At 69.4% G+C, this 18,756-nt stretch carries 14 protein-coding genes; 4 read left to right on the top strand and 10 right to left on the bottom strand.

All coding sequences use genetic code 11. The features are described from left to right. Positions 1–53: 53 nt before the first annotated feature. Entirely contained in the window at positions 54–1,919 is a 1,866-nt protein-coding gene (locus H074_RS09070) for an ABC transporter ATP-binding protein (RefSeq protein WP_007029728.1), read from the bottom strand. 146 nt (positions 1,920–2,065) lie between these two features. Between H074_RS09070 and H074_RS09065 the strand changes: the two genes are divergently transcribed. Then, the gene (locus H074_RS09065; RefSeq protein ID WP_007029727.1) at positions 2,066–3,406 is read left to right on the top strand and encodes a glycosyltransferase 87 family protein; all 1,341 of its coding nucleotides are present in this window, start codon (positions 2,066–2,068) and stop codon (positions 3,404–3,406) included. Here H074_RS09065 and H074_RS09060 read toward each other — a convergent pair whose 3' ends face one another. The 5 genes from H074_RS09060 to H074_RS09040 form a co-directional block, all read right to left on the bottom strand. Continuing rightward, positions 3,407–3,616 (bottom strand): helix-turn-helix domain-containing protein, encoded by a 210-nt coding sequence (locus H074_RS09060; protein WP_003071237.1) that lies wholly within the window; start codon positions 3,614–3,616, stop codon positions 3,407–3,409. Between the two features lie 178 nt (positions 3,617–3,794). Beyond that, positions 3,795–5,423, bottom strand: coding sequence for an ABC-F family ATP-binding cassette domain-containing protein (locus H074_RS09055; RefSeq protein ID WP_007029726.1), 1,629 nt, complete (start codon positions 5,421–5,423; stop codon positions 3,795–3,797). Between the two features lie 143 nt (positions 5,424–5,566). Then, positions 5,567–6,235 carry an acVLRF1 family peptidyl-tRNA hydrolase gene (locus H074_RS09050; protein ID WP_039921918.1) on the bottom strand — a complete coding sequence of 223 codons (669 nt, stop codon included), beginning with the start codon at positions 6,233–6,235 and terminating at the stop codon, positions 5,567–5,569. Between the two features lie 136 nt (positions 6,236–6,371). Beyond that, complete coding sequence (locus tag H074_RS09045) at positions 6,372–9,239, bottom strand: S8 family serine peptidase (protein ID WP_007029724.1); 2,868 nt, start codon at positions 9,237–9,239, stop codon at positions 6,372–6,374. 241 nt (positions 9,240–9,480) lie between these two features. Further along, positions 9,481–11,043, bottom strand: a complete 1,563-nt coding sequence (locus tag H074_RS09040) for a deoxyguanosinetriphosphate triphosphohydrolase family protein (RefSeq protein ID WP_007029723.1) — start codon at positions 11,041–11,043, stop codon at positions 9,481–9,483. A 96-nt stretch (positions 11,044–11,139) separates the two neighbouring features. Between H074_RS09040 and H074_RS09035 the strand changes: the two genes are divergently transcribed. Continuing rightward, entirely contained in the window at positions 11,140–12,267 is a 1,128-nt protein-coding gene (locus H074_RS09035; protein WP_007029722.1) for a lycopene cyclase family protein, read from the top strand. A gap of 72 nt (positions 12,268–12,339) precedes the next feature. Beyond that, complete coding sequence (locus H074_RS09030) at positions 12,340–14,022, top strand: GGDEF domain-containing protein (RefSeq protein ID WP_007029721.1); 1,683 nt, start codon at positions 12,340–12,342, stop codon at positions 14,020–14,022. 88 nt (positions 14,023–14,110) lie between these two features. Here the strand turns inward: H074_RS09030 and H074_RS09025 are convergent, their stop codons facing one another. The 3 genes from H074_RS09025 to H074_RS09015 are packed head-to-tail and all read right to left on the bottom strand — an operon-like array spanning position 14,111 to position 17,269. Continuing rightward, positions 14,111–15,271 (bottom strand): sulfotransferase family protein, encoded by a 1,161-nt coding sequence (locus tag H074_RS09025; RefSeq protein ID WP_007029720.1) that lies wholly within the window; start codon positions 15,269–15,271, stop codon positions 14,111–14,113. A gap of 10 nt (positions 15,272–15,281) precedes the next feature. Then, on the bottom strand, positions 15,282–16,064 hold the full coding sequence (locus H074_RS09020; RefSeq protein ID WP_007029719.1) for an SDR family oxidoreductase: 783 nt from the start codon (positions 16,062–16,064) through the stop codon (positions 15,282–15,284). After that, entirely contained in the window at positions 16,061–17,269 is a 1,209-nt protein-coding gene (locus H074_RS09015; protein WP_007029718.1) for a hypothetical protein, read from the bottom strand. The genes H074_RS09020 and H074_RS09015 overlap by 4 nt, the downstream gene beginning before the upstream one ends. 87 nt (positions 17,270–17,356) lie before the next feature. Here H074_RS09015 and H074_RS09010 point away from each other — a divergent pair, with 87 nt between their 5' ends. Continuing rightward, positions 17,357–18,235 (top strand): IclR family transcriptional regulator, encoded by an 879-nt coding sequence (locus H074_RS09010; protein WP_007029717.1) that lies wholly within the window; start codon positions 17,357–17,359, stop codon positions 18,233–18,235. A gap of 23 nt (positions 18,236–18,258) precedes the next feature. Here H074_RS09010 and H074_RS09005 read toward each other — a convergent pair whose 3' ends face one another. Continuing rightward, positions 18,259–18,726, bottom strand: a complete 468-nt coding sequence (locus tag H074_RS09005; protein ID WP_007029716.1) for a nuclear transport factor 2 family protein — start codon at positions 18,724–18,726, stop codon at positions 18,259–18,261. Positions 18,727–18,756 lie beyond the last annotated feature (30 nt).

The following is an 18,756-nucleotide window of genomic DNA, read 5'->3' as shown; positions in this document are numbered from 1 at the left end:
TCGTGAGTGGTGAGGACGGTTAGAACCGTCCTTACCGCTCACGAGGCCGCAGGTCACGCGGCCGCGGGCTCCTCCGAGAACTGCGTCAGGTACAGCGCCGCGTAGCGCCCTTCCCGCGCGAGGAGCTCCTCGTGCGTCCCTCGCTCGACGATCTCCCCGTGCTCGATCACCAGGATCTGGTCCGCCGCCCGGACCGTCGACAACCGGTGCGCGATGACCAGCGCGGTACGCCCGTCCAGCGCGTCGGTCAGCGCCTCACCCACGGCCGCCTCGGACTGCGAGTCCAGATGCGCGGTCGCCTCGTCGAGGACGACGACCCTCGGCTGCGCCAGCAGGAGCCGGGCGATGGTCAGCCGCTGCCGTTCCCCGCCGGAGAGCCGGTAGCCCCGCTCCCCCACCACGGTCTCCAGCCCGTCCGGCAGCTCCCGGATCAGCTCGGCCAGCCGGGCGCGGTCCAGCGCCGACCAGATCTCGGCGTCGGTGACCCCGGGCCGCGCGTACTCGAGGTTCGCCCGGATCGTGTCGTGGAAGAGGTGTCCGTCCTGGGTCACCACGCCGACGGTTTCCCGCAGCGAGGCGAATTCCAGCTCACGAACGTCCACATCGGACAACCGGACCGACCCGGCGTCGACGTCGTAGAGACGCGGAAGCAGTGAGGCGATCGTCGACTTGCCCGCGCCCGACGATCCGACCAGCGCCACCATCTGTCCGGGTTCGGCGCGGAAGCTGATGCCGTGCAACACCTCCTCACCACCCCGGTGATCCAAAGTGGACACATCCTCCAGTGACGCCAGCGAATACCGTTCCGCCGCGGGGTAACCGAACCGGACATCGGAGAACTCCACCGAAACCGGGCCTTCGGGTACGCGGCGCGGGTCCGGCTTCTCTTCGATCATCGGCTTGAGGTCGAGCACCTCGAAGACCCGCTCGAACGACACGAGCGCGGTCATCACGTCCACCCGGACGTTCGCCAGCGCGGTCAGCGGCGAGTACAGCCTGGTCAGCAGCAACGCCAGCGCCACGACGGTGCCCGGCGCGAGCGCCCCGGTCAGCGCGAGGTATCCGCCCAGCCCGTAGACCAGAGCCTGCGCGAGCGCGGAGACGGTGGTCAGGCTGGTGAGGAACCAGCGCGTCAGCATCGCCGTCCGCACCCCGATGTCGCGCACCCTCCCAGCCCGCGCGCCGAACTCGCCCGCCTCGCGCTCCGGGTCGCCGAACAGCTTCACCAGCGTCGCGCCCGGCGCGGAGAACCGTTCGGTCATCTGCGTGGTCATCGACGCGTTGAGCTGGCCCGCCTCCCGCTGCAACCCGGCCATCCGCCGTCCGAGCCGCCGCGTCGGCAGGACGAACACCGGCAGCAGGACCAGCGCCAGCAGGGTGACCTGCCAGGACAGTGTCACCATCACCACCAGCGACAGCACGAGCTGGATCACGTTGGTGACCAGACCGGACAGTGTCGCGGTGAACGTGCGCTGCGCGCCGATGACGTCGTTGTTGAGCCTGCTCACCAGCGCGCCGGTGCGGGTGCGCGTGAAGAACGCGACCGGCATCCGCTGCACGTGGCGGTACACCGCGAGCCGCAGGTCGAGGATGATCCCCTCACCGATCCTCGACGACTGCGCCCGTTCGGCCAGCCCGAGTCCGGCGTCGATCAACGCCAGCGCCGCGATCACCACGGCGAGCCACACCACCAGCGAGACGTCGTGCCCGCCGACGATCGCGTCGACCACTTTCCCGGCCAGCACCGGCGTGCTCACCGCCAGCACCGCCGAGACGACGGTGAGCACCAGGAATATCAGCAACCTTCGCCAGTGCGGCCTGGCGAACCGTGCGACGCGGCGGAGCGTGCCCTTGTGCAGCCCCTTCGGAACGTCGGCCGACTTCATCGCCGAGTTCATCAGCGTCCACGAGTTGTCCATGAGAACCCTCTCTTCGCCCCCAAAACCTCGATATTAGTCGAGAGTTTTCCCGGATATAAGCATGACCAACACCGGAGCACACCGGATGCTTCCCGGTTTCCGCGTCCTCTTTCCGGCGGATGTCGCCACGTCGGTAGCCTGAACCGGTGACCAAGGACCCAGACCGGCGGCGACTGACCATCGACCTGGTCTTCTACACGGGCTGCCTGATCTTCGCCATCGCGAACACCGCCATCGCGGAATTCTACGGCTATCGCGTGTGGGCGAACTTCGCCGTAGCGGGTTACGGCCTCGCCGTGGTCCACACCGGCTGGCTGACGGTCGCCGCCCGGCGCGGCAAACGCCTGCCCGGCGCGCTCGGTTCGCGGTGGATCGGTATCGGCGCCATCGGCCTGTTCGCGATGATCCTTCCGTTGGGAATGCTCGTCATTCGCCGTCTGACCGGAGTGGACTGGCTCGTCACGCCGAACTCGTGGGCCGCGCAGCCCGAGGTCTGGGTGATCGAACGGTCGGCGAAACTCCTTCTGGAGAACGGAACGCCGTACGTCGACGTCACCGCGCTCGGTCGCGCGGCGGAAGTAAACGATTACACGCCATACGGCCCGGTGATGACGGTCTTCGGCCTGCCGCGCGCTCTGGCCGACACACTTTTCCCCGCCGGGGCCACATCGGCGCAGCCCGGCGGCGGGCCGATCGCCCACGCCCTCACCGACGCGCGCTGGATGTTCGCGCTGGCGGCCGTCGCGTGCGTACTGCTCACGCTGCGGTTGCTGAAGTGGCCGAAAATCCCGGTCAGCGCGGCACAACTCGCCGTGGCCTGCCCGCTGACCGCGCTGACCTGGGCGGTCGCCGGCCCGGATCTGGCCATCGCCGGTCTGCTGGTGCTGTCCTTCGCGCTGGCCACGACCGGCCGCGCGGTCCTGTCGGGTCTGGTGCTGGCGCTGGTGGTCAGCGCGAAACTCATCGTCGCGCCCGCGGTGGTGGTGCTGGGTGTCCTGTTGATCACGCGGCGTGGTCCTCGCGCCCTGAGCGGATTCGCCGCGGCGCTCGTGGTGACGACCCTCGTCCTGCACATCCCCGTCTACCTGGTGGACCCCAAGGCGTTCGTCGAGCACGTCTTCCGGTTCCCCCTGGGAATGGGCGTGATCAAGTCACCGGCGGCGAGCCCGTTGCCCGGCCACCTCATCGCCTCGCTCGGCCCAGTCGGCACGGCGATTTCCTTCGCCCTGCTCGGGATCGCTGCCGTCGCGATCCTGATCTGGCTGGTGCGCCGACCTCCCGAGACCGGTTCGGACGCGCTCATGCGCATGGCTGTCGGGCTCTGCGCGTTGATCCTGCTCACTCCGGCGACGAGGTACGGGTACCTGGTGTATCCGCTGGTTCTGCTGGGGGCCAGGCTGGCCTTCCAGGCCGCCGAGACCCGTGAAACAGCGGTCCCTCGAAAGGGAACTGCGCCCCCCGCGCAGCAGTCCGCTACTTCCTCGTGACTACTTCTTCTTGACCCTGGTGGCACCGCCACGGCCTCGCAACTGGACACCGGACTCCGAGAGGACCCGGTGCACGAACCCGTACGAGCGACCCGTGGACTCCGCGAGGGCGCGGATGCTCGAGCCCTTCTCGTATTTCTTCTTCAGGTCAGCGGCCAGCTTGTCACGCGTGTTGCCGGTGATCCGCGCGCCTTTCTTGAGATCAGCCACGTCGATCGCCTTCCCGCCGAGAGTGTTCTGGGCCACATAACGGCCCCTGTCGCCGCAATGATCGAACACTGAGCGCCGGAATGCCAGACGACGAGCGCAAAACTGCTGAAACCGCGATCACATTGGGCCATTTCAGTGGCCGGATGGCATCGATCAAGCACCCGAACGGACGCAGTTCTCACGCAAGCTGGACAAGTTCCAGATAATCCGCCGACCAATGGTCCTCGGTTCCGTCCGGCAGCAGGATCACGCGTTCCGGCTCCAGAGCCTCGACCGCGCCCGGGTCGTGCGTCACCAGGACGACGGCTCCGGCGAAGCTGCGCAAGGCGTCCAGGACCTGGGCACGGCTGGCCGGGTCCAGGTTGTTTGTCGGCTCGTCGAGCAGCAAAACGTTGGCAGCGCTGGACACCAGACCGGCGAGCGCGAGCCGCGTCTTCTCACCGCCGGAGAGCGTGCCGGCGGGCTGATCGAGCTGCTCTCCGGTGAACAGGAAGGACCCGAGAAGGTTCCGCAGCTCTTGCGCTCCGGTGTCCGGCGCGAGGTGACGGATATTTTCCCACACGGACGCATCGTGGTCGAGCGTTTCGTGTTCCTGTGCGTAATAGCCCAAACGCAATCCGTGACCTGGAATGGTCTCACCGGTATCCGGAGTTTCCATTCCGCCGAGCAGCCGGAGCAAAGTCGTCTTTCCGGCACCGTTCAATCCGAGCACGACGACCTTCGAACCACGGTCGATGGCGAGGTCGACTCCGGTGAAGATCTCGAGCGAACCGTAGGACTTCGAGAGCCCCTCCGCGGTGAGCGGGGTCCGGCCGCACGGGGCGGGCTCGGGGAACTTGATCCGGGCGACCTTGTCGGCCTGACGGGTCTCGTCGAGCGCGGAGAGCATCTGCTCGGCACGGCGGGCCATGTTCTTGGCGGCCACGGCCTTCGTAGCCTTGGCCCCCAGTTTGGCGGCCTGCTGCTGCAGCGCGGACGCCTTCTTCTCGGCGTTCGCACGCTCGCGGCGGCGGCGCTTCTCGTCGGTGGCGCGCGCGTCGAGGTAGCGCTGCCAGCCCATGTTGTAGAGGTCGAACTCGCCGCGGGTCGCGTCGAGGAACCACACCTTGTTGACCACGTCCGCGAGCAGTTCGACGTCGTGGCTGATGACCACGAGACCGCCGTCGTGCTGCTTCAGGAAGCCGCGAAGCCAGTTGATGGAGTCCGCGTCGAGGTGGTTGGTGGGCTCGTCGAGCAGCAGGATCGTCTCGGATTTACCGCCCGCACCGGCTTCGGCCGCGGCGAACAGGATCCGGGCGAGCTCCACGCGGCGGCGCTGACCACCCGAGAGCGTCTGCAGCGTCTGCGCGAGCACCCTGTCGGCGAGGCCGAGGTTGGAACAGATCCGCGCGGCCTCGCTCTCGGCGGCGTAACCACCGAGGGAGGCGAAGCGCTCCTCGAGGCGACTGTAGCGATTGACCGCCTTGTCGCGTTCCTTGTCGTCCACCAGCTCCGACATCGCGTTCTGCGCTTTTTCCATGTTGCGCAGCAACGAGTCGAGGCCACGCGCGGAGAGCACGCGGTCCTTCGCGGTGACGGACAGGTCACCCTCGCGCGGGTCCTGCGGGAGGTAGCCGAGCTCGCCGCTGCGGCGGACCTCACCGGCGTACGGCTCGCCCTCCCCCGCCAGCACCTTGAGCGAGGTGGTCTTGCCGGCGCCGTTGCGGCCGACCAGGCCGATGCGGTCGCCCTGCTGGATGCGGACGTTGGTGTCGTCGAGCAGAATGCGCGAGCCGGCGCGCAGCTGCAGGCCAGAGGCCGTGATCACGGGAACTCCCGGTACAAGGGGTGGATGAGTGGACAGCTTCGACTCGCCGGCCGACGGGCCGGCGAGGAGCTACTCCAAGAGGATGTCCACGAAAGTCAGTGTACGGGCCGGTGTCGAGCGGTTTTATCCGACCGTGCCCGACGTCACGGCCCGGACAGGGTGATTGCGACCGCGACCGCCCGTTCCGCCGCGTCTTCGAGCACCGTCCGGCGTGGTTCGGCGATGTCGAGGACACGCGGTTCGGCACGCTGGAACAACGGCGCCAGCCGCCTGTCCTCGCGCAGTGATTCCAACGCCCGGCGATCGCCGCCGAGTACCACAGCGTCCACTTCGGACAGTTGTGGGACGAGCACCTCGAAGGCGTCTTCCGCGGCGGAACGAAGCGCGACGCGCGCCTGTCCTTCCCTGCGCCGCGCGAACCGCTGCTGTGACCAGCCACCCGCCGCGGACCGGCCTTGGACGAGATGGCGGTCCGTTCTGGACTGGACGATCACTCCCCCGCGCGCGATCCCGACGCTGTGCCCGCCGCGGCGCACCAGCAGGAGCGCGATCCTCCGCGAGATCAGCGCGTGTTCGATGAGCGGGGCGACGGCCAGGCCCGCCGTTGTCCCTTCTGCCTTCAGCGGTCCGAAAGGTACGGTCGCGACGGCGACGACGCCGTTGTCCGCGATGACCGTCACGGTCTCCGCCGTGAGTTCTGTCGAGCGGACGCCCTCGTTTCGGACGGCGAAACGGGCGTACCAGCCTTCGAGGCGGTCCGGGGCGATTTCGACCGCCCGTCCTCCGCCCGCCACCTGCCGCTCCCTCGCCATGGGTCCAAAGTACGGGGCTCGGCCGGATCAGCAACCCCGCACTCGCGTGCTCAGGCCCGGAACTCGCGTGTTTGAAGGCGGAACTCACGAGTGCGGCCTCCAAGCACGCGAGTTCCGCCTTCAAACAGCTAGAGGACTAGACCGGCTTCACCGGCCCCCGACCGACCGACTTCCCGACACCCGCCGGCCGCTCAGCCATCCCGGGCTGAACGTAACCGTTGATGTGCAAGGAGACCGAGCGGATCGACCCGGTGTCGCCACCGGCGACGTCGACCACGGTGAACTTCCAGGTGCCGTCGGCCATCGTGCCGGTGGTCAGGCCTCCGAGCGGCTGCGCCGGCTTGTAGGTGCCGGTGAACGGGGCGTTCGCCGAGGTCACCGATCTGAACGCGGTCGCCGCGTCGTCGGTGAAAACGACCTGGCACAGGTTGTTGCCCGAGCCGCCGCTGCGCTGGAACATGGTCGCCTTCGCGCCCGAGGGCGACGTCAGCGTGCCGACCAGGTCACCTACGTACGAGTGGTTGATGCCGACGGTCGTCGAGGTCTCGTCGGTGTTGCAGGTCGCCCCGTCCACCGAGAACGTCAGCTTCGACGCGCGCCCGACCCCGCTCACCGTGATCGGCACGGTCGCGCCGATCGGGTTGCTGTCCGGGATCGCCACGGCGTCACCGGTGTAGGCGAAGTTCCGCGTCACCGGCGACGGGGTGCCGACCGGCAGCGAGAACGTGGCCGTGGTCGGCGAGTACGAACCCGCGAAGGTCACGCGGGCGTTCAGCACCACCGGAACACCGAGTTCCTGCGTGGCGGGGACGGTGATGGTGAAGTCGTTCACGCCGGTCTGCCCGGGGCTGATCGCGCCGTACGACTTCGACCGCGGCGCCACCGTGACACCGGGGGTCGGGCTGGTGAGCACGACGCTGGTCGACGTCGCCGTGCCGTCGCCCCGGTTGGTCACCGGCAGCGTCACCTTGGCGGTGTCACCCGGGTCGAGCACGGAACCGCCGTCGGCCGGGGTGACCGTCGGCTGGCCCGCTATCGCCAGCGGCTGGGGACTGGCACCGGTGTGGGCGAGCACCTTGTCGGCGAGGATGACGCCGGCGCCGCTGGTGTTGTCGCGGCCAGGGGTCAGGATGTCGACGGCGGTGTTGATCAGCGCCTGGCGCACCTCGTCCGGGGGCAGCCCCGGATTGCCCGAGAGCACCAGACCCGCGATCGCGGCGGCGTGCGGCGCGGCGGCCGACGTGCCGTAGAACGTGGTGAAGCCGGTGACGCTGGTGGAGACGCCGTCGGCCGCGGTGATGTCCGGTTTGGCGCGGACCTCACCTCCGGTCCCGGACACGTTGCCAGGGGTGATCGGCGTGCCGTCGGCCTGGTAGAACACTCGCCGCGGACCGTCCGAAGTGAACCGTTCGACCTTGGTGGCCGCACCGAATTCGCCCGGGAACGGGCCCGCCGGGTTGGCCGGGTCACCCGGTTCGAGGTCCCTGGGGAACGCCTTGGCCGCCGGAGCCGCCGCGACGCTGAACGCGTCCCGCGCGGCCGAGTGGCCGACGGTCACGCCTGGGGTGGTGTAGGCCTTGAGGCCGTCGGCCGAGTCGGAGAAACGGCCGCGCAGCGCGGACAGCGACAGGTAGCGGCCCTCGCCGGAGAACTTGACGATCGCCAGCCGGAGTCCGGTGCCGCCGAACGCGGGCGTGTTCACCCGCTCGTAGGGGTCCTGGGTGCCGGTCTGGTTGTCCTGGCTGACGGCCACGATGTTGCCCGCCACGTCAAGCAGGTACAGGTCGTAGTCGTTGTTCGAGGCGCCCAGGGGATCCGACCAGAACAGCGTGACCGGTACACCCGCCGAGGACGCGTTCGAGATCGGTTCGAAGATCTGGTTGCCCGCGGCACCGGCGAAGTTGTGCGCGGTACCGGCGTACTTGCCGACGCTCTTGCCGGAGTCGACGAAGTCGCCTTCCCAGTGGCCTGAAGTACCGTTGGCGACGTTGCCCTCGTTGCCCGCCGAGGAGAAGTACAGCGCGCCATTGGCGGTCACGTCGTTCACGGCCTGGGCGATGATCCAGTCCTGGAACGGTGATTCCTTGAAGTACAGGACGTCGTCGACAATGACGTCGCAGTGTGCGTCGAACCGCAGTTTGCGGATGTTGTCGGCGAAGCCGGCATCGGAGTTGAACGCGCTGGCGAATCCGAGCGAGGCGTTCGGCGCGAGATCGTGGATGATCTCGAGCATCGCGGTGCCCTCGTCCCCGCTACCCTCCTGACCGGGGATGACGTCGACGCCCGTCGGGAGTTCGCCGCGTGCCTGCGAGGCCGCGAGCGAGTCGACGCCGTCGGACAGCGCGCAGATCTTGGTGCCGACGCCGGTGACGCCGAACTGCCGGCGCGCGATGTCGGCGTTGTGCACGCGGTCGCCTTCGCTGGTGATCGGCCCGGCGGCGATGCCCGTATGTCCCTTCGCCTCGACGGCCTTCTTCAGCTCGTCCTCGATCCGCGCGGCTTTCTCTTCCTTGCTTTCCCGCTTGCCCGCGGTGGCGGGTTCGGCCAACTGGCGGGCGGTGAACGCCTCGTTGGCGGTTTCGACCCTCTTGACATCCTCGCGCCCGGCGATCGCCGGGACCGCGTTCAGCGGGACCTCGGCGCGGACGCTGCCGTAGCGGGCCGAGACCGCGCGAATCCCCGCACCGGATTCACGCAGGGTCTTCAGGAGTTCGTCCGAGACCTGGCCCCGGATGTCCACGAGCACGGTACCGGCCGCGGAGACGTTCGCGCCGGAGGCCAGTGCGGGGACCGCCGAGGCCGGCATGCGCTGTGCGCGCAGTTTCTGTTCGACGAGCAGCCGGCTGTCCACTTTGGACTCGTCGGCGCTCAGGCCCTTCTTGATGTCCTGCAGGGCCTCGATCTGCCGGATGGTGTTCTCGGAGAACACGTCCGGCGACTGGTCGGTTTCCGCCGCCGCGAGGGACGGAGTGACCAGGCCGAGCGCGGTGACGAGTGCCGCCATGCCTGCGGTCAGTATCGTCCTTTTTCCCCTACCCGAACGGGTTGGACGCACGTGCGCCTCCGATTCCTAGGCGCGTGCCCCGACTCACGCCGATCGACGCCGGCAATCACCGGTTGAATCCAGCTAAGTACCGGGCGCGCACCGGCGGCAGGCGCCGTTCGAGTGACGTCGGAATGGGATTTTCCGAATTCGGCGGCAGGTCGTGGGCCGTTCAGGGTAATCGCGCGGCCACTCACGAGGCCTACAGGACGAACGAGTCCGACCAAGGTTGCGAAGCACGACCGGACAAGCCGTCCAAAAGGGTGACCGCCTGCTTGTCCGTCAGCGACGCCACGAAGTCGACGACCGCCCGCCCTCGCGCCAGACCGCGCACGGCGTCGGCACCGGTCACCGGTTCCCCGGTCGCTCCGATGAGCAGTTCCGGCGAAGTCCGCGCGAGTTCGCTGAACTCCGCCCGCGCCAGCTCGACCAGATCGTGCAGCCGCCGCGGGAGCCGGTAGAACTCGTCGCGGTCGAGCAGCCACGCGTCGAGCGCGTCGACCAGCGTGGTCACCAGGCTCGCCTGCCCGCGTTGGTGCAGCGCGAGTTCCGGGCGGAGCAGTACGAACCGCCGGTGCACGAATTTCAGCACCTGCACCTCGTGCCACTGCGCGGGCCGCAGCGTGAGATGCCCTGTCCGGGTCGAGGGCGAAGCCACCACCTGGACGCCGTCGACGAGCCGCGCGGTCCACTTCGCGGAAAAGGCCGCGGTGGCCTGTTCGGCCTCGATGGAACCGTCGAAACCGGTGGCGAGCAGGCCGTCGACGAGTTCGGCGCGCACACGGGCGACGGCGCTGGTGAAAGCGTCGTCGTCGACGATCCAGCCATCCTTGGCGTGCATCCGGCGGCGCAGCCGTTCCAGTGAACGGCCGGGCAGCCGCCGTTCGGCGGTCAAGGTCGCGTCGTCCAGCCCGGCCAGTTCCACCGCGTGGTCGACCCAGCCGGTGAACTCGGCGGCGACCGGCGCGTGCTGCAGGACGCCGATCCGGTGGAAGTCCTGGAGATCGTGGATGGCGTAGGCGATGTCGTCGGCGGTGTCCATCACGGACGCTTCGACGGTCTGCTGCCAGGGTTCGATCCGGCCTGCGAACGGGGCCCGCGCCTGGGTGAAGTCGTCGAGTTCGGTGCTGTAGGCGGAGAACTTGCTCGCGCCGGTTCCAGGGGCGTCGGCGGGTTCGGCCGCGCCGCGCGGCTGGACGTCCATCGACGTCGGATGCGGATCGGGCACGTGCAACCGCGCCCACGGGTACTTCAGCACCGCGGCGCGCACCGCCGTGGTGAGGTCGAGCCCGGACGCGGACGGGCCGCGCACGTCGGTGGTGGTGATGATCCGGAACGACTGCGCGTTGCCCTCGAAGCCGTCGGCGAGGCCGAACCGGTGCCGGGCGATCCGGTCCAGGGTCTGCTCCCCCAGATGCCCGAACGGCGGATGCCCCAGATCGTGCGCGAGCGAAGCGGCTTCGGCGACGTCCGGGTCGCAGCCGCCCAGTTTCGCGGCGAGTTCGGCGGAATCGCTGGTCGCGTTGATCCGCTCGGCGATGGCGCGCGCGACCTGCGCGACCTTGAGGCTGTGCGTGAGCCGGTTGTGCAGCAGCCCGGAACCGCCGGCGCTGACCACCTGCGTCACGCCACCGAGCCTGGCGAAGAACGGCGACGCGGCGATCCGGTCCCGGTCGATCCGGAACGGGCTCGTGGCGAGGTCGGTGAACCCGGCGCTCTCGCTCTCCGGATCTCGCCGCCACGTCCTCGGGTCCCTCTGTTCCATGCGTCACACCGTATCCGTCGCGGCGGCACGATGAGTTGTCCAGGGTGTGTCTCAAGCCGAGGTCGGTTGGCCGGCGCGCTTTGAGACACTGCCCAGGTGGCGGACGTGGTGATCGCGGGCGGAGGCCCGGCCGGACGGGCGCTGGCGCGTGCCTGCGCCCGGCGCGGCCTGGCGACGGTCCTGATCGACCCGGCGCCGGGCAGACGCTGGCGGGCGACCTACGGACTGTGGGCCGACGAACTGCCCGCGCTGCCCGAAAGCGCCGTCGCGTGCGCGCCTTCGACCACGCTCGCCTTCGGGACCGGGCCGCACGTCCTCGATCGGCAGTACCTGGTGATGGACAACGCCGGCCTGCGCGAGTGGCTCGACGGCGGCTACGACGTCGTCGCCGGGACGGTGTCCGGCGTGGACCACGGCCGGCGGGGCTCGTCGGTGCGTCTCGAAGACGGACGGGTCCTCGCGACAGGTCTGTACGTCGACGCCACCGGCGCCCGGCCGCGTGGCGACCGGTACGAACAGACGGCGTTCGGCGTCGTCCTTCCCGCCGAGGACGCGCTGCGCCTGGTCGACAGTCCGGACACCGCCGTGTTCATGGACTGGCGGAAGACCGAGTCCGGATTCCTGTATGTACTGCCGCTCGGCGACGGCACCGTCCTGGTCGAGGAGACCTCGCTGGCCCGCAAACCCGGCCTGCCGCTGGACGTCCTGGCGGCACGGCTGCGCGCTCGGCTGCGGGCCGCCGGGCTGACGTCACACGGGCCCGAGGAGCGCGTGCGGATCGTGCTCGACCTGCCGGTGCCCCGGCGCGGCCGGACGGTGCCGTTCGGGGCCGCCGCCGCTCTGGTGCATCCGGCGACCGGGTACAGCGTCGCGACGTCGGTGCGGCTCGCGGAACCGGTCGCCGACGCGGTCGCCCAGGCTTGGGATCGAGGTCCCGCCGCCGCCTCGTCAGCCGCTCAGGGGGCGCTGTGGCCGTCCTCGGCGCGCACAGTGCACGCGTTGCGGCGGCACGGGCTGCGGGCGCTGTGCGGAATGCCGCCCGAACTGGTCCCGGTGTTCTTCGATCTGTTCTTCACCTTGCCCACCCGGCTCCAGCGCGCTTTCACCAGCGGTCGCGAAGATGTTCCGGAGACCGCTGAAGCAATGTCGGCGCTTTTCCGAATGTCGCCACGGCAAGTAAGAAAACACCTGATCGGGTGGCGTGCGTTACGCCGTTCTAGGTAACCCAGGTGCCTTCACGATGAACATCAGTTGACACGTGTTTTGTTTCGTGCCGCCACCGGCGAATATGCGTTTGTGACGTTGCAGATCGCTGTCCGCTTCGCTTACCAGCCGTTGTACAGCCTGCACACCGGTGGCGTCGTCGCGTTCGAAGCACTGGCACGGCCGGGCCGCGGCACCGCCCACGAACTGCTCGCCGACGCCCGGCGCAACGGCAGGCTGGCCGAGGTCGACGTCGGCCTGGCCGCCGAGGCCGTCCGGCAGCTGCGCGAACCGCAGGCCGCCCTCCCCCTGCACCTGAACCTGTCCGCGCGGACGGTGGCGGCGCCGCCGTCGCGGTTCGACCCGCTGACCGAGGCGCTCAGCCTGGCGGGCCGCCGGACCAGGGACGTCGTGCTGGAGATCGGGCCGCCGTTCACGCAGATCCCCGCCGACCTGCTGCTCACCGGTATGCGACGGCTCACCGAACTCGGGTTCCGGCTCGCGCTCGACGGCCTCGGACGCGGCGACCTCCCGCTCACGCTGCTCGCTTCGGCGCCTGTCGACCTGGTGAAACTGGACCGCAGCGTGCTGCGCGGCCTGCCGCACGACCCGGCCGCCGTCGCCGTGGTCGAGGCGGTGCTGCACTTCGCGGCGCGCACCGACAACCGCCTGGTCGCGACCGGACTCGAGACCACCGAGCAGCTGGAGTCCGCGCGACGGCTCGGCGTGCGGATCGCGCAGGGCAACCTGCTCGCCCCGCCGGACGGCGACCACGCGCCGCTGCCCGCTCCGGACGCTCCCGGGCCGTTCATCCCCGGCACCGCCCGCGCCCGCCGCGTCGGCGACTTCCTCCGGCCCGCGACCACGCTGCCGGAGGCGGCGACCTGTGACGACGTGCGCGAGGTGCTGGCCGCCGCCGACGGGCCGAGCGGCATCGTCGGCATCGACGACCGGCACCGTCCACAGTGGTCGATCGACCGGACGCGGTTCCTGGTCGCGGTCACCGGGTTGTACGGCCACGCCCTGCACGCCAAACGACCGGCGTCGCGGCTCGCCGACCGGCCGCACACGATCCACGCCGACGCGAGCGCGCTCGAGTTCCTCGAACTGGTCACCGACGCGGATTGGGGCCGGACCGGCGACGACGTCGTGGTGGTCGACGACCGCGGCCGGTGTGTCGGCGTGGTGCTGGTGAACGAGGTCGTCCGCGGGGTCGCGGAGGCGAAGGTCGAGGAGGCGGTCTCGCTGAGCCCGCTGACCCGCCTGCCCGGCAGCGACGCCGTCGCCAGGGACGTCGACCGCCGGATCAACGCGCGGGAGCCGTTCGTCGCGGCGTGGCTGGACGTCGACTCGTTCAAGACGGTCAACGACACCGCCGGGTTCGCCGCGGGCGACGATCTGATCCGCGCGCTCGGCCGGACGCTCACCGATCTGGAGGCCAGGCTGCGCCGGATGCGCGTCAGCCATGTCGGTGGGGACGACTTCCTGATCGCCTGCGACGTCGACGAGATCGGCACGGTCGCCGCCGCGCTGCTGGACACGCCGTGGTCGGCCGACGGGCTCCCGGTGACGGTTTCCCTGGCGACGCTGGTGTGCGGGCACGGCGCGATCCGGTCCTACAAGGACGCTTCCCGGCTCTTGGCACCGCTGAAGAAGCGGGCCAAGGAGGTCCCGGGGTCGAGCTGGGTGCTCGGGCGGCCGGGTTCGGAGCGCGTCGAGGTGCTGCGCGGGATCACCACCCGCAACCTGCCCTCCCAACGCGCCGCCGGCTTCTGATCCACCGCAATTCGTCACCTACTTGCCAGGGTGCTTTCCGGCGCCGGACCTCGATCCGGCGCAAGTAGGTGACTAATTGCGGGGGTTTTCAGAGGTCGTGGGCGGCGCGATAGGCCGAGAAACGTTCGTCGACCTCGCCGACGGTGAGCCCGAAGTCCGCGAGGTCGTATCGGTGCACGGGTTTCCTTTCCCCGGAACGACTTTCGGCGTGCACCACGGTCATCGCGTCCCGCGCGGCGTCACTCAGCGGGAGCCCGAAACGCCGGTAGACGCCCTCGACCGTGCCGATCGGGTCGGCGACGAAATCCTCGTACCGGACATCGCAGAACCGCGCCGGATCATGCCGCTTCCTCGCCTCCAGCGACCTTTCCGCACCCCGCGCCCAAAGGTCCAGCTGGCCGCGGCCGATCACGTCGCCGCGGAAGACGTCGGACCAGCCCGCCGAAGCCTGTTCGTTCAGGCTGCACACCGACGCGACGATCGTGCTCGGCGCGCGATGGGTCTGGACGATCAGCGCGTCCGGGTACACCTCCAGCAGCGCGTCGAGCGCGAAGATATGGCTCGGGTTCTTGAGCACCCAGCGACGTCCCGCGTCGGGCAGCCCGATGAGCTGCAGGTTGCGCCGGTGCCTGCGATAGGCGTCGGTCCAGCTCTGCCCGTCCAGCCAGCGCGAGTACGACGGCACGTGCGCGAGGCATTCGTAGGACACCGATTTCAGGGACTGCCGCAGGAGCTGCCAGCATTCCTCGACCTGGTCGGCGGACATGTGGTGCAGCCCCATGAACTCGGGGTGTTCGACGTGGTGCTTCTCGTAGCCCGCCTGGATCCCCTGGAAGACCGGGTTCTCCGCCCAGGTCTCGCGCGGCGGCCGCGGTTGCGGCACCTCGGTCAGCCAGACTTCCAGCCCCTGGTGTGCCGGATCCTCGGTGAGCAGCCGGTGCAGTGCCGTGGTCCCGGTGCGCGGCAGGCCGGTGACGAAGATGGGCCGCTCGACGGGAACCTCGGCGTACTCCGGATTCTGTTTCCACGAGGCCTCGCTCAACGACCTCGCCACCAGGGCGCCGCGTAGGAACGCGCGATGGATCTTGTTGCCGTACGGGGTCAAACCCGCCTCGCCGGCATACGAATCCAACAGCACGCGGAGACCTTCGAGATGGTCCTCGCCGCCGAAGTCGTCCAACCCGGTGAGCTTCGCCGCCGACGCGTGCAGATCCTCCACGGTGCCGACGTTTTCCCGCCCTGGAAGCATGTTCTCCCCTTCAGTGGTGGTATTCGCCGGCGTTGACGTCGAGACACTGACCGGTGACGCACCGGGCGAGCGACGAGGTCAGGAACACGACGGTGTCGGCGATCTCGTCCGGTTCCGGCAGGCGGCGCAGGTCGATCGTCTCCGCCGTCTCGGCGTACACCTGCTCCGGCGGAACTCCGCGTTCCTTGGCCAGATGAGCGAAATACCACTTCAGCGAGTCCGCCCAGATGTAGCCGGGCGCGACGGAATTGACCCGGATCCCGCGCGGCCCGAGTTCCGAGGCCAGGCTCTGCGCGAGTGCGAGCAGGCTCGCCTTCGCCATCTTGTACGCGCCGAACGTCCGCCGGGAATGCCGCAGCACGGCCGAGTTGATCATCAACACCGCGCCGCCGCTCTCCGCGAGGGAAGGCGCGAACAGTCGCGTGAGCCGGAGCGCGGCGAGCACGTTGGTCTCGAAGCCCGCCCGCACGTCGGCCAGGTCGACGTCGGCGAGGTCCATGATCGGCGGGATGGCGAAGGCGTTGTTCACCAGGGCGTCCACCCGGCCGAACGCCGTCAAGGCAGCCTCGGTGAGATTCACGGCCGAAGCGTCGTCGGTGATGTCGGTGAGCACGGTGACCGCGCGGCGGCCGAGCGCGTCGACCTCCTCGGCGACCTCGGCTAGCCGGGATTCGGTGCGGGCGGCGAGGACCACGTCGGCGCCCGCCGCGGCACAACGCGTGGCGATGGACCGGCCGAGTCCCGGTCCGACACCGGAGACCACGACCACTTTGTCCCGCAGGAGATCCGTCATCCCAGCATCCTCGCCGCGACAGCGGTCTGGCGGGCCGAGATCCGCTCCGCCCACTCCTGCGGCGTCACCCGTGCCTCGTCGTGGAACGGCAACCGGTCGGCGAGTTCGCCGAACTTCACCACCTCGACCTCGGGACCGTCGGCGGCGTCCAGCGCGCGGGAGAGCCGCTGCCAGCGGATCTGGACGTACCCGCGGTCGTGCCCCGTGCGTTCGAGCCAGTTGGCCAGGCCCGGGTCGCGTTCGCTGATCACGAAGCGGATCTTGCCGTCCGGGTCGACTCGCGCCTGGTCGGCGGTGAGGCTCGTCTGGTGGTTGATGTAGTCCAGCGAGAGGTACCAGACGCTGCCGAGCTGGATGCCCTGATAAGGCGCGTCGGACCGGGGCACCGTCACGATCATGACCTCTTCGTCGCCGAGTTCGTAGTGCCCGGCCGAGGAGTACTGCGTGGTCAGGCCGCCTGGCGTCGGGCGCGGTTCGGTCATCGTGTTCACCGGCAGGTTCAGGTAGAACCACTTCGGGAAGGCGAGGAAGGTACGCAGCCTGCTCAGCAGGATCTTGCCGGTGACGCCGTAGCGTTTGGCCAGCCCGTCGCGGGTGAGCGGCGCGGGTGCGCCGCCGGCGGTGTCGGCGCACTGGATCTGGATCGTGCCGCGGCGTTCGGTGGCCCAGTCGCTGTAGACCTCGCGCACCACGAGCATCGACGAGCCCGGGCCGAGGACGAAGTAGTTCGAGGCACGTTTTCCCGCCGAGAACTCATCGGCGCTGTCGGGGCCCGGGTCTGGCCTCGCCGGTCCGAAGCGGAGTTCGAACGAGCCGTCCTCGGCGATCTCGATCTCGCGGTCGTCGAACGCGGCGAGGCTGTCCGGCACCTCGACGGGCGAGTAGTCGCCGTTGAGGACCTGGAAACTGACGTCGGCCGTGCTCCCCCGCGTCCCGGTGACGACGTACTCGCGGTCCTCGCGGATGTTCGCGTTGAAGTACAGCGTGTCCGGGTTGTCCAGGCCCATCTTCGTGTACGGCCCGGTGGACTGGGTGAAGAACGGATGGTCCCGTTCGTAGGCCCACGCCATCTGCAGGGACGCGCGGATGCTTCCGGCGAGGTAGTCGTACCCCTCGACCAGATCCTGTTCGGTCCGGATGTGCGGCGCCTCCGCGATGACCTTCTCGGCTTCGACGATCGCGTCCGCGAACGGTTGAGTGAGCACCGGCGACTCCTCATACTGGTACAAATACGTACCGACCTGGTACGTTCTTCGCGACATCAGACTAGAACGTGTTCTAAGGATGGGTCAATGGCCCGACGCTCCCCGCCCACCGAGCGAGTCGTGCGGCTGCTCGACTTCTTCGCCGCGCACCCAGGCCGTCGCTTCGGCCTTTCGGAACTCGCCCGTGAATTGGACCTGGCGAAACCGACGTGTCTCGGCATCGTCACCGAACTGGCGGCAGGCGGCTACCTGGTCCGAGACCCTCGACCGGTCACCTATCGGCTGGGGCCGGCGATGGTCGCCGCCGGCCGCGTCGCGAGCGAGGGATTCGGCGCGAGCGAGGTCGCACGACGGCATCTGGAGGACCTCAGCGGGCGATATGGCGCCACGTGCACGGCGTCGGCCGTGGTCGGCGACCGGATCCTGATGCTGCAGAGCGCCGGGCCCGGCCGGGTCAAACTCGGCGAGACCTACCCGTTCGCGCCGCCGGTCGGCCTGATGTACGTGCTTTGGGATTCCGACGCGGCGTTCGACGCGTGGCTCGCCAAACCCCCGGCGGTACCGGTGCGGCTGGACGAGGCGCACCTGCGGCGCGTCGTCGCCGAATGCCGGGAGCACGGTTACCTGGTGGAGAGCCTGACTTCCGCGGGGAGACGGCTCTACGCGCTGATGGCGGGCGTCGGCGTGGAGGACCTGCCGCCGGAAGTGCGAGGCCTGGTGGGGGAACTCGTCTCGAGCCTCGGCGAGCGGGTCTACCTCGGCGCCGATCTGGAGCCGCGCCGCAAGCACGCGGTGAGCCTGCTCGCCGCGCCGACGTTCGACGCTTCGGGGCGACAGGAGCTGGTGCTCACGCTGTCGGTCGGCGCGCCGATCACCGGTGCCGAGATCGCGCGGCGGGGCGCGGCACTGGTCGCCACCGCCGACGCCGTCACCGCCGAGTCCGGCGGCCGCCACCCGCGCAATTAGTCACCTGGATACGGTCGTTGCAGTCAGGAGGACCACCGGTTCGCGGTGAGCTTCAGGCTCGGCACGTCGTCCATCGACATCATCGTCTCGTACAGCCGGTCGTACTGGGTCGAGGCGGTCAGCCACACGCCGTCCACCCGCCGATAGGTGTCCTCGTAGTACGCCGCGCCCTCGATCACGACCCGGTGCTCGGGCACGATCACCTTGTCCCGCATTAGCCACGTGCCCGTCGCGGTGTCGCCGTCGACGTCGATCTCCGGCTGCCCGGCGAAGTGCACCGTGGTGACGCCGGGCCCGACCGCGTTCCGGAAGAACCCGACGATCGCGTCACGTCCTTCGAAGTTCAGGGGTTCGCCGTAGGACGGCGTGCCGTACCGCGCGTGCGCGTCGACGGTCAGGGTCCCGGCCATCTCGTCCCACAACTTGAGGTCGAGACAGCGGAGGTAGCGGGCTTTGAGGCGTCGGATCTCTTCGAGCGCGACCAGGTCCATGCCGACAGCGTCCTCCTCCCCTTGACCAAG

Source organism: Amycolatopsis decaplanina DSM 44594 (assembly GCF_000342005.1).
GTDB lineage: Bacteria > Actinomycetota > Actinomycetes > Mycobacteriales > Pseudonocardiaceae > Amycolatopsis > Amycolatopsis decaplanina.
The sequence above is the reverse complement of the archived record's forward strand: the minus strand, read 5'-3'. Positions and strand labels throughout refer to the sequence as shown.

Bases quoted from the DNA above. Each gene is read 5' to 3' on its own strand.
- H074_RS09070 (WP_007029728.1), bottom strand. From the start codon at position 1,919: ATGGACAACTCGTGGACGCTGATGAACTCGGCGATGAAGTCGGCCGAC.
- H074_RS09050 (WP_039921918.1), bottom strand. From the start codon at position 6,235: ATGGCGAGGGAGCGGCAGGTGGCGGGCGGAGGACGGGCGGTCGAAATC.
- H074_RS09045 (WP_007029724.1), bottom strand. From the start codon at position 9,239: ATGGCGGCACTCGTCACCGCGCTCGGCCTGGTCACTCCGTCCCTCGCG.
- H074_RS09040 (WP_007029723.1), bottom strand. From the start codon at position 11,043: ATGGAACAGAGGGACCCGAGGACGTGGCGGCGAGATCCGGAGAGCGAG.
- H074_RS09025 (WP_007029720.1), bottom strand. From the start codon at position 15,271: ATGCTTCCAGGGCGGGAAAACGTCGGCACCGTGGAGGATCTGCACGCG.
- H074_RS09020 (WP_007029719.1), bottom strand. From the start codon at position 16,064: ATGACGGATCTCCTGCGGGACAAAGTGGTCGTGGTCTCCGGTGTCGGA.
- H074_RS09010 (WP_007029717.1), top strand. From the start codon at position 17,357: ATGGCCCGACGCTCCCCGCCCACCGAGCGAGTCGTGCGGCTGCTCGAC.
- H074_RS09005 (WP_007029716.1), bottom strand. From the start codon at position 18,726: ATGGACCTGGTCGCGCTCGAAGAGATCCGACGCCTCAAAGCCCGCTAC.